The sequence below is a fragment of the Lentzea sp. NPDC005914 genome (genome assembly GCF_040629405.1).
Classification (GTDB): domain Bacteria; phylum Actinomycetota; class Actinomycetes; order Mycobacteriales; family Pseudonocardiaceae; genus Lentzea.
Genome location: NZ_JBEXVQ010000002.1, coordinates 181,137 through 193,987 on the forward strand (window position 1 = coordinate 181,137; position 12,851 = coordinate 193,987).

The window sequence follows — 12,851 nt, forward strand, 5'->3', positions numbered from 1 at the left end:
CAAGCGGGCTCTGGTTCAGCGTTCGACGCGCGGGATGATCTGCGTCGAGTCGTCCTTGATCTGGGCGTCCATGACCTGGGTGATGTCGTCCGCCTCGGTCTGCAGCAGCGCCTTCTTCTCCTTGCGCGCCTTGATCACCTCGAAGATGATCGGCACGACCGAGAGCAGCACGATGGCGATGAGCGTGAGCTCGAGGTTCTTGCGGATGAACTCCACCTGGCCGAGGAAGTAGCCCAGGATCGTCAGACCCGCGGCCCACGCCACACCGCCGATCGCGGAGTAGGTGAAGTACTTCTTCGGGTCCATGCGCCCGACGCCGGCCATCGCGGTGATGAACGTGCGGACGATCGGCACGAACCGCGCGAGGACGATGGCGCGCGAGCCGTACTTGTCGAAGAACTCCTGCGTCTTGTCGACGTACTCCTTCTTGAAGATCTTCGACTCCGGCTTGCTGAACAGAGCCGGACCGGCTTTTCGGCCGATGTAGTAGCCGCAGACGTTGCCGATGAACGCGCACACGGTCAGCAGCAGGCAGACGAGCCAGAGCGGCGTCGAGATGTGCCCCGCCGCGACGAAAAGACCCGCCGTGAACAGCAGCGAGTCGCCCGGCAGGAAGAACCCGACGAGGAGCCCGCACTCGGCGAAGACGATCAAGCACAGCCCGACCAGCATCCACGGGCCGAGCATCGTCAGCAGTTTTTCGGGATCCAGCCAGTCAGGGCCCAATGCAATCGTCACGGCCACAACGGTACAGGTCAGCTGAGCGTGATCACTGCGGCCACCGTGCCCGCTGCCAGGCCCAACAGCAGCGCGAGGCCCAGCACCAGCCACGTCGACATCGGTGCCGGGCGCTCGTCAGGAACTGGGACAGGTACGGCAAATCCGGCATTCGTGCTGGTCGCCTGCGCTCGCAGCGCGTCGGTCACCAGCCGTTCCGGATCGTCAGCCATCCACCTATTCCTTGACCCACTCGCCCTTGCTCATCACGTCCCTGGGCTTCAATTCTGCATCGAGCACGACGATGTCGGCCGCGCAGCCCGGCTGCAGCTTGCCAGTGTCGAGCCCGAGCAGCTCCGCGCCCCGCGTCGAGGTGGCGTACGTGGCCTCCACGAGCGACAGTCCGCAGGAGTTGACGGCGTTGCGGAAAGCCATGTCCATGGTCAGCGTGCTGCCGGCCAGCGCGGCGCCGCCCGCCAGTGTCGGCACGCCGTCGACCACCCGGACTTCGAGGCCGCCGACGTCGTAGACGCCGTCGCCCACCCCGGCGGCCGCGATGGCGTCGGTGATGAGGACCGTGCGCTTGAGACCGGCGTGGTGCGCGGCCAGGCGAACCGCGGTCGGGTGCAGGTGCACCAGGTCGCAGATGAGCTCGACGGTCACGCGTTCGTCGTCCAGCAGCGCGCCGATCGGGCCGGGCTCGCGGTGGTGCAACGGGCGCATGCCGTTGAACAGGTGCGTCGCCACGGACGCGCCGGCGTCGACGGCGGGACGGACCTGCGCCTCGGTCGCGTCGGTGTGGCCGATGGCCGCGATGACGCCCGAGTCCACGAGCTGACGCACGGCCTGAACCGCGCCCTCCAGCTCGGGCGCGATGGTGATCATCCGGACGGTGCCCTTGCCCGCGTCGAGCAGCTTCGTCACCGCGGTCTGCTCCGGCGGGCACAGGATCGCCGGGTCGTGCGCGCCGCACCGGGCAGCGGACAGGAACGGTCCCTCGAGGTGGATGCCGGCGACGACACCCTCCTGGACCAGCTCGGCCAGTGCGGACACCTGGTCGGCCAGCTCCGGCACGGGACGCGAGACCAGCGAGGCGAGCAACGTCGTCGTGCCGTGCCTGCGGTGCGCGGACGCGGCCTTGCGGACCTTCACCGGGTCCTTGCTGGTGAACGCGTCCCCGCCGCCCCCGTGGCAGTGGATGTCGACGAACCCCGGCACGATCGTGCAGCCGCTGACGTCGGTCGTCGGACCATCGGGCGCGGCACCCTCGCCGACCGCGGCGATCCGGCCGTCCCGGACGCTCACCCACCCGTTCTCGAGCACCCCGCCCGGCGTGACGACCCGACCATTGGTCAGGGTCACGTCGACAGGTCCACCCCACGTGCTCATGACGCCTCCAGCATGTCGATGGCCAGCAGCGCCGCGCCGAGGAAGCCCGCCTCGTCGCCGAGCGCCGCGAGCCGCAGCTCCGGTCGGCGCTGGAAGGCGATCAGCCCGTCCAGCCTTTCCCGCAACGGGACCACCAGCAGGTCTCCTGCGAGTGCGAGCCCACCGCCGAGCACAACGGCCTCCGGGCCGAGCAGCGTCGCCAGCACCAGGATCCCCCTGGCGAGCGCGTCCACGGCCTCGTGCCACACGGCGACAGCGTCCTGCTCCCCGTCGGACACCCTGCGTGCGACTTCAGCGGCGCCGTTGACGGGGGTGCCGGTACGTGCGGTGTACCGGCGGGCGATCGCCGCGGAGGACGCCACTGTCTCCACGCAGCCGATCTGGCCACACGCGCAAGGCACGCCGTGGCCGACGTTCACATGTCCGATCTCACCCGCGTAGCCGTCGCCGCTGAAGATCTTCCCGTCGAGCAGCAGCGCGCCGGCGATCCCGGTGCCGATCGGCATGATCACCGCGTTGCGCAGGTCCTTCGCGGCACCCATGCGGCACTCGGCGAGCCCGGCGGCGCGGACGTCGTGTCCGAACGCGACGGGCACGCCCAGCCGTTCCGTGAGGACGGTGCTGAACGGGAACTGGCTCCACGGCAGGTTGGTCGTGTACACGCCGACGCCGTTGGCCTCGTCCACGATGCCCGGCGCCACGACTCCCACGGCGTCGATCTCGTGCTCGGAGGCCTGCCTGAGCTCGTCGACGAGCTCGGCGATCACGGCCAGGAGAGGCTCCAGCTCGGCCGGAGTCGCGCGGCGGGCGTGCTTCTGCGCCGCCACCGCCTCCGAGGTGCCGGCGACCAGCGCCGCCTTGGTTTCGGTGCCACCGATGTCAACGGCGACCACGTGTCTGCGTGCCACGAGGACTGATCCTGCGGCATCGGAGCCCTATTGGTCTATACCAAGTACCGGATTGGGGGCGTGGTGTTACCTGCTGAGACCGCTCTCACCGGGCAAAACGGCTCAACTGAGGGAAACTGTTCTCGCTAACAATCTGGTTGAGACCGGGCGTCAGCCGGCCATGATCTTCTGCAGGGCGTCCAGCGCACGCGAGGCCGTCGACTTCACGGTGCCCTTCGAGATGCCGGTCGCCTCGGCGATCTCGGCCTCCGACAGGTCGCCGTAGTAGCGCAGCACGAGAACCTCGCGCTGACGCGGCGGCAGCTGCTGCAGAGCCTTGACCACGGCCTGGTGCTCGGCCGTCAGCATCGCGAGCGACTCGGCCGATCGCGCGTTCGCCACGTGCGGCGGGGTGTAGTCGCGGGCGGTCTTGCGCCGGCGCAGCACGCTGCGTGAACCGTTGACCACGGCCGTGCGGAGGTAGCCCACGGCCGCCTGTGCGTCGCGCAGGCCCTTCCAGTTGCGGTGCAGACCGGCGAACGCCTCCTGCACCACGTCCTCGGCCGTCGACGGCTCGTCGACCAGCAGCAGCGCGAGTCGCACGAGGCGCATGCGGTGCTGTTTGTACAGGTCTTCGAGCGTGAGGGGCCCTGTGGGAGGTCCTGCGACGCCGTCCTTGATTCGCAGGTTGGTCAGGGTGTCCTGCACGGTGCGCGGAGTTTCGTCGCCAACCACAAGGTAGGACGGTACCGGTCACCGTCGCTACGGTGGACGCATGGCCCGCTTTGCTGTCGAATTGGTGTTCGGTTCCGATCGCGAGAAGCGCCTCGCGGTGCGCCCCGCTCACCGCGAGTACATCGCTTCCCTCGCCGAGAAGGGCGTCGTCCTCGCCGCCGGTCCGTACGCGGACGACACCGGCGCGTTGATCATCTACGAGGCGGTGGACGAGGCGGCGTTGAAGGAGATCATCTCCGCTGACCCGTACACGCCCGCGAACGTGATCATCAAGTGGGAGATCCGCGTCTGGAACGTGGTGCTCGGGAGCTGGCTCACCGACTAGCGGCCTGGCCACCCGGTCCGACCAGGCCTGACGTGTCGCTCGCGGCCATCTGACGGTCGGCGTCGGCCACCTCGTCCACCGCTTGGCGGTCCACGATCATCGGCGTGAACGCGCGGAAGTACTTCAACGCGCCCACCCCAGCCGGGGACGTGGACCGCCTTCGCTCGTTTCTCCACGCCCCTGACGACGGCCCTGCCGACATTGCGGACGGGGTACTTCTTCCCGGCGACGCCCGGCATGCCCTTGCGCAGCTTGCCGAAGACCGGGTGCTCGTCGGCGCTGTTGACCATGTCCGTGGAGATCCACGAGAAGTACGCCGTGCCGACGTCGACGCCCAGATGCCTGACCTCCGCGCGCAGGCTGTCCGCGAACGCCTCGCAGCCCGCCTTCGCCGCCGAGTAGGCCGCGTTGCCGGGGATGTGCACGATCGCCGCCAGCGACGACACGACCAGGCAGTAGCCGCGGCTGCGGATCAGGTGCGGCAGGGCCGTGCGGACCGTGCGCCACACGCCGAGCAGGTTGACCTCGATGACCCGCTCGAACGCCTTCGGGTCCATGGAGCGCACGAACCCGGTCGCCGCGATGCCCGCGTTCGCGATGACGACGTCGATGGCGCCGAAGTGCTCGGCGGCCTCGTTCATCACGCGTTCGAGCACGTCCCAGTCCGTGACATCGGCTTCCCACGCCTTGCCGCCGGTCTGCCGCGCGACCTCTTCGAGCTGGGCCTTCTCGAGCCCGACGAGCGCGAGACGAGCCCCGCGCGCGGCCAGTTGCCTCGCCACCTCGGCGCCGATGCCCCTGGCCGCGCCGGTGATCAGTACCACCTTGCCCGTGACGTCCATGCTCGTCACGGTAACGCAACCTACTCCCGGTAAGCTACTGGCAAGTTAAATTGCGCTCAGGCGGTCCACCTCGGCCTGCGGCAGCTCGAGCGTGAGGAGCGGGACGAGGTCGTTGAGCTGCTCCAACGTGCGTGCGGACGCGATCGGAGCGGCCACCGTGGGCTGCTGGGCGAGCCACGCCAGCGCGACCGCGGCGACGCTCGTCCGGTGCGTCTCGGCCAGTTCGTCGAGCACCTCCAGGACCTGCAGGCCGTGCTCGTCGAGGTGCTTGGAGGCAGCGCCCGCGCGAGGGCTGTCCACCTGGACGCCGGGCCGGTACTTGCCGGTGAGGAACCCCCTGGCCAGCGAGAAGTACGGCACGGTCGCGAGGCCGTTCTTCGCGACGACGTCCTGCAGGTCGCCCTCGAACTTGTCGCGGCTGACCAGGTTGTACTCGGGCTGCAACGCCACGAACTTCGCGAAGCCCTCGCGTTCCTGGATCTCCAGCGCCTTCGCCAGCCGTTCGGCGGAGAAGTTGGACGCGGCGATGTGGCGCACCTTGCCGTCGCGGACGAGCTGGTCGTACGCGGCGAGCGTCTCCTCGAGCGGCGTGTTCGCGTCGTCGAGGTGGTTGTAGTAGAGGTCGATGTGGTCCACGCCGAGCCGCTTCAACGAGCGTTCGGCGCTGGTCAGGACCGTTTCGCGCTTCTGGTTGTTGAACCCGGCGAGCATGCCGACCTTGGTCGCCACCACGATCTGGTCGCGGTCGCTGCGCCTGGCCAGCCACTTGCCGATGATCGTCTCCGACTCGCCGCCGGAGTTGCCGTCGACCCAGGCCGAGTACACGTCGGCGGTGTCGAGGAAGTTGCCGCCCGCGTCGAGGTAGGCGTCGAGCACTGCGAACGAGGCGTCCTCGTCGGCCGTCCAGCCGAAGACGTTGCCCCCCAGGCAAAGTCGGGACACGGTCACATCAGTGGTGCTCAAGATCGGCATAACGTGACGGTAGTCCGTGTTGCTGAAGGACATGAGCCACTTTCTGGGAACATTCGGCGTGTGGGGTTCGCACTACCAGTGGGCGGACAAGATCGACGAGGTCGCCGAGCTCGAGTCGCTCGGGTTCGGCACGTTCTGGATCGGCAGCTCGCCCGAGATGGCGCTGGTCGAGCGCGCTCTGAACGCCACGAAGTCGATCACCATCGCGACCGGGATCACCAACGTCTGGCAGACCGAGCCCGAAGCCGTGTCGGCCGAGGTCGCCAGGCTGAACAGCGACCGGTTCCTGCTCGGCGTCGGCATCGGTCACAAGCAGATCGACCAGGCCTACGAGAAGCCGTACGACAAGCTCGTGTCGTACCTGGACCGCCTCGACGTGCCCCAGGACAGGCTGGTGCTCGCCGCGCTCGGCCCGAAGGTGCTCAAGCTCGCCGCGGAACGCACGGCGGGCGCGCACCCGTACCTCGTGCCGGTGGAGCACACCGTCGAGGCTCGCAAGGTGCTCGGTGACAAGCTGCTGGCGCCCGAGGTGACCGTCGTCGTCGAGGAGGACCCGCAGGCCGCGCGGGCCATCGCCCGCGAGCAGCTGTCGTACTACTTCAACCTCACGAACTACACGAACAGCTGGCAGCGCTGGGGTTTCTCGGCCGACGAGGTCGCCGCACCGGGTTCGGACCGGCTGATCGACGCGCTGGTGGCGTGGGGCAGCCCGGACCAGGTGGCCGCGAAGCTGCGGGCACACCTGGACGCGGGCGCCGACCACGTGGCCGTCCAGTCGCTCAACGGCCACTACGCCGAACTGGCCGCGGCGCTGCGACTCAAGGAGTGATCTCGACGCCCTTCCAGAACGCCACGCGGTCCTTGATCTGCGCCGCGGCCTCCTTCGGCTCGGCGTAGTACCAGGCCGCGTTGGCGTTCTCAGAGCCGTTGACCTGCAACGAGTAGTAGTTCGCGGTGCCCTTCCACGGGCAGAACGAGGTGTGCTCGGTCGGCGTCAGCACGGCCGGGTCGACGGACTCCAGCGGGAAGTAGTGGTTGCCCTCGACGACCACGGTGTCGTCACTCGAGGCGATGATCTTGTTGTTCCACCGGGCAGTTGCCATGTCATCCACTATGCCCGTACCGGCGAGTAGGGCGGACCACCTGGTCAGCTGGTACTTGATCGATCACTACGCCAGGGTCGGCCGCCGCGTAGCCCCCGTGACACGTGCTCGTAGGATGCGGGTGATACGGCGTTCAGGGCACCTGAGGAGGACCACCGATGCCCATCGCAACTCCCGAGGTCTACGCGGAGATGCTTGACCGGGCCAAGGCGAACGAGTTCGCCTACCCCGCGATCAACGTCACGTCTTCCGAGACTCTCAACGCGGCTCTGCGCGGTTTCGCCGAGGCCGAAAGCGACGGCATCATCCAGGTCTCGACCGGTGGTGCCGAGTTCGCCTCCGGCACCAAGGTCAAGGACATGGTGACCGGCGCTGTGGCGCTCGCGGAGTTCGCGCACGTCGTCGCGGCCAAGTACCCGGTGAACATCGCGCTGCACACCGACCACTGCCCGAAGGACAAGCTCGACGGGTACGTGCGTCCGCTGATCGGGATCAGCCAGGAGCGGGTGGACAAGGGCGGCAACCCGCTCTTCCAGTCGCACATGTGGGACGGCTCGGCCGTGCCTCTGGACGAGAATCTCCAGATCGCGAGCGAGCTGCTCGACCTCGCAGCCAAGGCGAAGATCGTCCTCGAGATCGAGGTCGGTGTCGTGGGCGGCGAGGAGGACGGCGTCGACAACGAGATCAACGACAAGCTCTACACGACGCCAGAGGACTACCTGAAGACCATCGACGCGCTCGGCGCCGGTGAGAAGGGCCGCTACCTTCTCGCCGCGACGTTCGGCAACGTGCACGGCGTCTACAAGCCGGGCAACGTCAAGCTGCGTCCGGAGATCCTCAAGCAGGGCCAGGACGTGGCGGCCGAGAAGCTGGGTCTCCCGGCCGGCTCGAAGCCGTTCGACCTCGTCTTCCACGGCGGCTCCGGCTCGCTGCTCGAGGAGATCCAGGAGGCCGTGTCGTACGGCGTCATCAAGATGAACATCGACACGGACACGCAGTACGCCTTCACCCGCCCGATCGCGGCGCACATGTTCACGAACTACGACGGTGTGCTGAAGATCGACGGTGAGGTCGGCAACAAGAAGGCCTACGACCCCCGCAGCTACCTCAAGGCAGCCGAGCAGGCCATGGCCGCCCGCATCGCCCAGGCGTGCGAGCACCTCAAGTCGTCGGGCCGCATGATCGCGGGCTGACCAGGCTCCACCGTGAAAGGCCCCCGGCTGCTCGCCGGGGGCCTTTTTCAGCTCAGTTTGAGTCGTGACGCGAGCAGTTGGGCTTCTGGGCGGTGGATCACCATGTCCCCGACCGTCCACAGCATCGCCAGCAGCACGGCCGTCACCGCCGCCGAGGAGAACGAGATCGGCGGGCCCCACAGGTACTCCTGCTGGAACCAGATGCCGACGTACCCGACCGTCGTGACGGCCGCCGACCCCAGCACGGCCGCGGCCGGCGTGGGCATCTTGACCACGTGCGCCGCGTCGATCGCGAGCCCGACGAGGATCAGGAACAGCGGCACCGCGGACTTCGGGAAGTCGATGCCCGCGAGCAACGGCCAGACCAGGCACCGGTACGCCACGTAGCCGCCCGCGACGGCCGTAGCCGCCCACGGCCTGTCGATCGTCCTGCGCGCGATCACCAGCACGATGGCGGCCGCGACCAGGCCCCACACCGGGTAGACCCAGTCCGCGATGGGCAGCGCGAAGTGCACGACCGCTTCCCGGCCGACCGGGACGCCCATCTGGTCGGCGGCGAACTGCAGCAGGATCGGCTCTGCCTCGGGCCTGCCGCTGTCGTAGGCCTGCAGCGCGCGGACGCCGTACTCCTGGTGCTGGTTGGGGAACCAGACGTTCTCCAGGAAGAAGAACCACAGCGCGACGAGCCCGAACGTGCGGGCGTTGCCTGCGGGGAAGTACTTCATCCAGCCGCGGATCGCGCCGGCCAGCATCACCGCGGTGCCCAGGTAGAGCAGGGCGTGCGAGCCGGACCAGCTGGTGATGTCCAGCCCGTTGACGCGGTGGTTGATGACGTCGATCGGCAGGGCGACCAGGAAGATGCCGCACCCGATCTGCATCAGGCGCAGTGTCAGCTTGTCGACGCTGTAGCCGGTGAAGGTGTGGAACAACGTGAGGCCGACCACGATCACCGTGCCCACGGTGTTGAGCAGGTGGGGAGGGGCCAGGTCGTCACGCAGCCACTTGAAGTGCCACGAGACGTCCCAGGTCGAGCCCAGCAGTTTGAGCAGCAGGCCCACGAGCCACAGCTGGTAGAGCTGCTTCGTCAGCGTTGCCGGTGTGGTCCTGCCTGCTGTGCCCCGCTCCCAGTACTGGTCTCGGAACTGCCTTGCCCCCTGGATCATCCGCACATCATGAGCCTGGTGGAGGGGTGCATGAAGCCAGAACCACCCTGGTTTTACCCTGATGTTGCCGATTCGTGTGCTCGATCGGGTTAACGGCGTTGATCTGTTCGGCCCAGCACGAGACCATGCCGCCCATGAGCAAGAAGATCATCGCTGGGGTGCTGGTCACTGCGCTGGTGCTGGCCGTCGTGGCCGCTGTGATGAGGGTCTTCATCTCCTGAGGCCTGCTCGTGCGGCACGATGAGCCGCATGGTTGAGAACCTCCTCGGGCCCGAGCCGACCCGTCTTCCCGATCGTCCCGAGGCGCAGGCCGCCGCGGACGGTGGCACCGACCCCGGCAAGATCGTGCGGGCGTACCCGGACTTCTCCGAGGCGTGGGCCCTGCTGGCCGAACGGTCGCTGCACGCCGGCGACCCCGTGGCCGCCTACGCCTACGCCCGCACCGGCTACCACCGCGGCCTGGACCAGCTGCGTCGTTCCGGCTGGAAGGGCTTCGGCCCCGTGCCGTGGGACCACCGGCCGAACCAGGGCTTCCTGCGCGCACTGGCCGCGCTCGCCCGTGCCGCCAGGGAGATCGGGGAGGATGAGGAGTGGGAGCGCTGCTCCAAGTTCCTCGCCGACTCCGACCCCAAGGCTCCTGCCGCGCTCGGTCTGGTCTGAGCGGGGACGCTGTTCGTTTCGCCGGCCCCTGAGACCACTGACGTGGAATCAGGGGCCGGTTCTTTTTCACACGAAAAGAGCACACAGTTCGAGGCACCAGGATCGCTGGCCGCGCGTTGTAGGCAAAACGCCGCCAACGCCACGAGGGTGCCCCATGAAACGCAACAACCGTCCTCGAAGACCTGTCGTCGCGCCGGTTCGTCGTGTCGCCGGACGACCCGAACGACAGGTGCGCACGGAGAAGCCCGACGTGCCCGAGCAGACGCCCGCCTCGATCCACCGCATCGGCGTTTCGCTGAAGTGGCTGGTGGGCAAGGCAGCAGGAGCGATCGTCGGAGCCGGCTTCATCGCCGCGGCGACGAACACGTTGTCGAACGTCGGTGGCTGGGAGACCTCGCTGCGCGTCGGGGCTGTGACGGCCATCCCGTTGTTGCTCATGCTGCAGATCGGGCCACGAATCACGACGGGGTTCTCCGCAGCTTCGCCGCTGGCCAAGTATCTGCGGGTGAAATTCACCGTTGTCGTGTTGTTCGGCATTCTCGCCTTGCCCGGGCTGTTCGTCTGGACTGGCAACCCGAATGCGTGCTGGCACGCGTTCTACGGAGGCGCTGCCGGTCTGGCGGTGGGGTTCCTGGGGTTCCTCGTGTTCATGAAGTCCGATCGGCGGGGTGCCGCGTGGATCCTCGACCACCGCCGCGGGTGGCGGTTCTTCTACCGTGCCGTTGCCTCGGCGAGCGTCACGCTGGGCGTGCTCGTCGGCCTTGCTCTGGTCTAGCCACGCGACCCGCGACACGTGAGACGTGCGTCCCCGCAGGTTGTGCCTGGTGGCTGTTGGATCAAGACTGATGGCGCATGTCGAGCGAGCCGGGTCGGGGTGGGTGCGTGGGTGCTGTCCGGGACGCGGTGGGGCGCGGGCTGACGCGGTGGCGCGGGGCCGCGTTGCCGATCGTCCAAAGTGCCCTGTCCGCGGGCCTTGCCTGGGTCGTGGCGACGCTCGTGATCGGACACCAGCACCCGTTCTTCGCGCCGATCGCCGCGGTCGTCTGCCTCGGAGTCTCACTGGGGCAACGACTGCGGCGCGTCGGCGAGCTCGTCGTCGGTGTGTCGGTCGGTGTCGGGGTCGGGGATGCGTTGATCAGCTGGATCGGCAGCGGTCCCTGGCAGATCGCGCTGGTCGTGGCCCTCGCGATGTCGGCGGCCGTGCTGCTGGACGGCGGGTCGGTCATCGCGCTGCAGGCCGGTTCGTCGGCGGTGCTCGTGGCGACGTTGCTGCCGCCCAGCGCGGGCGGTGGGTTCGACCGGATGATCGACGCGCTGACCGGCGGACTGGTCGGGCTCGCGGTGGCGGCGCTGCTGCCCGCGAACCCGGTGACGGTGGCCCAGCGGCAGCTCAAGGCGTTGACGAACACCCTCAGCAGCGCGTTGCGCACCCTCGCCGAGGCCCTCACCGAGGCCGACGCGGTGAAGGCGGCGGGCGTGCTGGCCGAGCTGCGCACCAGCCAGTCGACGATCGACGACTACAAGTCCGCGCTGCAGACCGGGAGCGAGATCGCGAAGATCGCGCCCATCCGGTGGCGGTCGAAGGACGAGCTGAGCCGGTACCAGACCGCGGCCGGCCCGGTGGACTACGCGATCCGCAACACGCGCGTGCTCGCGCGCCGGTCGATGGCGGCGCTCAAAGCGGGCGAAGAGATCCCGGACGGCGTCCCCGACGTGCTGAACGCCTACGCCGCGGCGGTCGACTGCCTCAGGGGCGAGCTGGAGAAGGGCAAGACGCCCAAGGACACCAGAGAAGCCGTGCGAGACGCCGCGCGGCATCTCACCGCGCGGCGCCTCGGTGGGGACGGGTTCTCGTCCAAGGTGGTGCTGGCGCAGATCCGGAGTCTCGCGGTGGATCTGCTGCAGGCGACCGGGTTGAGCCGGAGCGAGGCGATGGAGGCGTTGCCGCCCCTCAGCCCTCCGGCCGGTTCAGCAGGCCCAGCAGAAGCTGGTGAACCGGCTCGTGGTCGCGAGGATCAGCGAGCAGACAAGAAGCTCCCGTGATGGCGTACCACTCCTCCGCGCCCTCGTAGCGGACCAGTGCCCGGAGCTTTCCGTCGTCGGAGAGTTCTGTGCACAGCTCGAGGTCCCCGGTGACGACGCCGACCTCGTCGGTCATCACGCCACCGGGGCCGGCCACGAAAAGCGAGGAGTGCGACGTCATCAGCACCTTCCGAGCATGCCCGTCAGTTCGGTCTTCTCGGCCGAGTTCACGCTGAGGCCGTAGTAGCTCTTAGTACCTACCCACATCTTGGCGTAAGTGCACCAGTACGACGTCAGCGGCGGCTTCCAGGTGGCCGGGGTCTGGTCCCCCTTCGCCTGGTTCACGTTGTCGGTGACGGCGATGAGCTGCGGATGGGTCATGTCGTTCGCGAACGCCTGGCGCTGGGCCGTCGTCCACGACGCCGCTCCAGACCTCCAGGCTGCCGCCAGCGGCACGATGTGGTCGATGTCGAGGTCGGACGCGGCGGTCAAGGTCGCGCCGTCGTACGGCGAGTACCAGCGGCCGGAGGTGGCCGCGCACGACGAGTCGGTCACGACGTTCGTGCCGTCGCGCTTGAGGACCTCTTCGCGAGTGTTGCAGGTGGTGCCGGGCTTGGTGATCCAGTGCGGGAACTTGTCGCGTGAATAGCCCGTCATCGGGCCGTCGGCGCGGACGGTCAGCGCGGCCAGCTTGGATTTGGCCTCGGCGGTGGTGGGAATTCCGGTGGGTGTCGCGAGTGCAGGGGAAACAAAACCAAAGGTGAGTGCCGCTGCGGCAACGAGAACACCAATGGTTCGGTTAACTTTTGACATCATCCCGACCTTCCTTGTTGGAAGTGATCG

Annotated in this window: 16 protein-coding genes and 1 pseudogene; 6 read left to right on the forward strand and 11 right to left on the reverse strand. The window is 68.2% G+C overall.

The features are described 5' to 3' along the window. Positions 1-15: 15 nt before the first annotated feature. The 5 genes from ABZ345_RS03640 to ABZ345_RS03660 all read right to left on the reverse strand — a co-directional run bounded on the left by ABZ345_RS03640 (position 16) and on the right by ABZ345_RS03660 (position 3,701). Positions 16-687, reverse strand: a complete 672-nt coding sequence (locus ABZ345_RS03640) for a VTT domain-containing protein (protein ID WP_359843107.1) — start codon at positions 685-687, stop codon at positions 16-18. Positions 688-755: 68 nt separating this feature from the next. After that, the gene (locus tag ABZ345_RS03645) at positions 756-950 is read right to left on the reverse strand and encodes a hypothetical protein (protein ID WP_359842569.1); all 195 of its coding nucleotides are present in this window, start codon (positions 948-950) and stop codon (positions 756-758) included. Positions 951-954: 4 nt separating this feature from the next. Continuing rightward, entirely contained in the window at positions 955-2,106 is a 1,152-nt protein-coding gene (gene nagA / locus ABZ345_RS03650) for an N-acetylglucosamine-6-phosphate deacetylase (RefSeq protein WP_359842570.1), read from the reverse strand. Next, positions 2,103-3,014: an ROK family protein gene (locus ABZ345_RS03655; protein ID WP_359842572.1), complete on the reverse strand. Its 912-nt coding sequence runs from the start codon at positions 3,012-3,014 to the stop codon at positions 2,103-2,105. The genes nagA and ABZ345_RS03655 overlap by 4 nt, the downstream gene beginning before the upstream one ends. Positions 3,015-3,164: 150 nt before the next feature. Then, complete coding sequence (locus tag ABZ345_RS03660) at positions 3,165-3,701, reverse strand: SigE family RNA polymerase sigma factor (protein ID WP_312877626.1); 537 nt, start codon at positions 3,699-3,701, stop codon at positions 3,165-3,167. Positions 3,702-3,768: 67 nt separating this feature from the next. Between ABZ345_RS03660 and ABZ345_RS03665 the strand changes: the two genes are divergently transcribed. Next, the gene (locus ABZ345_RS03665; RefSeq protein ID WP_359842574.1) at positions 3,769-4,053 is read left to right on the forward strand and encodes a YciI family protein; all 285 of its coding nucleotides are present in this window, start codon (positions 3,769-3,771) and stop codon (positions 4,051-4,053) included. Here ABZ345_RS03665 and ABZ345_RS03670 read toward each other — a convergent pair. Both ABZ345_RS03670 and ABZ345_RS03675 read right to left on the reverse strand, forming a co-directional pair. Next, positions 4,043-4,895: pseudogene (locus ABZ345_RS03670) on the reverse strand (SDR family oxidoreductase). The gene ABZ345_RS03665 and the pseudogene ABZ345_RS03670 overlap by 11 nt on opposite strands. Positions 4,896-4,940: 45 nt before the next feature. Beyond that, positions 4,941-5,867, reverse strand: a complete 927-nt coding sequence (locus tag ABZ345_RS03675) for an aldo/keto reductase (protein ID WP_359842576.1) — start codon at positions 5,865-5,867, stop codon at positions 4,941-4,943. A 31-nt stretch (positions 5,868-5,898) separates the two neighbouring features. Between ABZ345_RS03675 and ABZ345_RS03680 the strand changes: the two genes are divergently transcribed. Beyond that, positions 5,899-6,696 (forward strand): LLM class F420-dependent oxidoreductase, encoded by a 798-nt coding sequence (locus ABZ345_RS03680; RefSeq protein WP_359842578.1) that lies wholly within the window; start codon positions 5,899-5,901, stop codon positions 6,694-6,696. On the opposite strand, the gene ABZ345_RS03685 is transcribed toward ABZ345_RS03680, so the two are convergent. After that, positions 6,686-6,970 (reverse strand): DUF427 domain-containing protein, encoded by a 285-nt coding sequence (locus tag ABZ345_RS03685; protein WP_359842580.1) that lies wholly within the window; start codon positions 6,968-6,970, stop codon positions 6,686-6,688. The genes ABZ345_RS03680 and ABZ345_RS03685 overlap by 11 nt on opposite strands. Positions 6,971-7,128: 158 nt before the next feature. On the opposite strand from ABZ345_RS03685, the gene fbaA reads away from it, so the two are divergent. Then, positions 7,129-8,163 (forward strand): class II fructose-bisphosphate aldolase, encoded by a 1,035-nt coding sequence (gene fbaA / locus ABZ345_RS03690; protein ID WP_359842582.1) that lies wholly within the window; start codon positions 7,129-7,131, stop codon positions 8,161-8,163. Between the two features lie 47 nt (positions 8,164-8,210). Here fbaA and ABZ345_RS03695 read toward each other — a convergent pair whose 3' ends face one another. Next, positions 8,211-9,326: a hypothetical protein gene (locus ABZ345_RS03695; RefSeq protein ID WP_359842584.1), complete on the reverse strand. Its 1,116-nt coding sequence runs from the start codon at positions 9,324-9,326 to the stop codon at positions 8,211-8,213. Positions 9,327-9,575: 249 nt separating this feature from the next. On the opposite strand from ABZ345_RS03695, the gene ABZ345_RS03700 reads away from it, so the two are divergent. From ABZ345_RS03700 to ABZ345_RS03710, 3 genes are all read left to right on the forward strand, one after another. After that, complete coding sequence (locus tag ABZ345_RS03700) at positions 9,576-9,986, forward strand: DUF3151 domain-containing protein (RefSeq protein ID WP_319964971.1); 411 nt, start codon at positions 9,576-9,578, stop codon at positions 9,984-9,986. A 154-nt stretch (positions 9,987-10,140) separates the two neighbouring features. After that, positions 10,141-10,761, forward strand: a complete 621-nt coding sequence (locus tag ABZ345_RS03705) for a hypothetical protein (protein WP_359842586.1) — start codon at positions 10,141-10,143, stop codon at positions 10,759-10,761. 107 nt (positions 10,762-10,868) lie between these two features. Next, on the forward strand, positions 10,869-12,029 hold the full coding sequence (locus ABZ345_RS03710) for an FUSC family protein (protein WP_359842587.1): 1,161 nt from the start codon (positions 10,869-10,871) through the stop codon (positions 12,027-12,029). On the opposite strand, the gene ABZ345_RS03715 is transcribed toward ABZ345_RS03710, so the two are convergent. Both ABZ345_RS03715 and ABZ345_RS03720 read right to left on the reverse strand, forming a co-directional pair. Beyond that, entirely contained in the window at positions 11,938-12,189 is a 252-nt protein-coding gene (locus ABZ345_RS03715) for a hypothetical protein (protein WP_359842589.1), read from the reverse strand. The genes ABZ345_RS03710 and ABZ345_RS03715 overlap by 92 nt on opposite strands. Continuing rightward, the gene (locus tag ABZ345_RS03720; protein WP_359843110.1) at positions 12,189-12,821 is read right to left on the reverse strand and encodes an HNH endonuclease family protein; all 633 of its coding nucleotides are present in this window, start codon (positions 12,819-12,821) and stop codon (positions 12,189-12,191) included. Before ABZ345_RS03720 ends, ABZ345_RS03715 begins: the two co-directional genes overlap by 1 nt. Positions 12,822-12,851 lie beyond the last annotated feature (30 nt).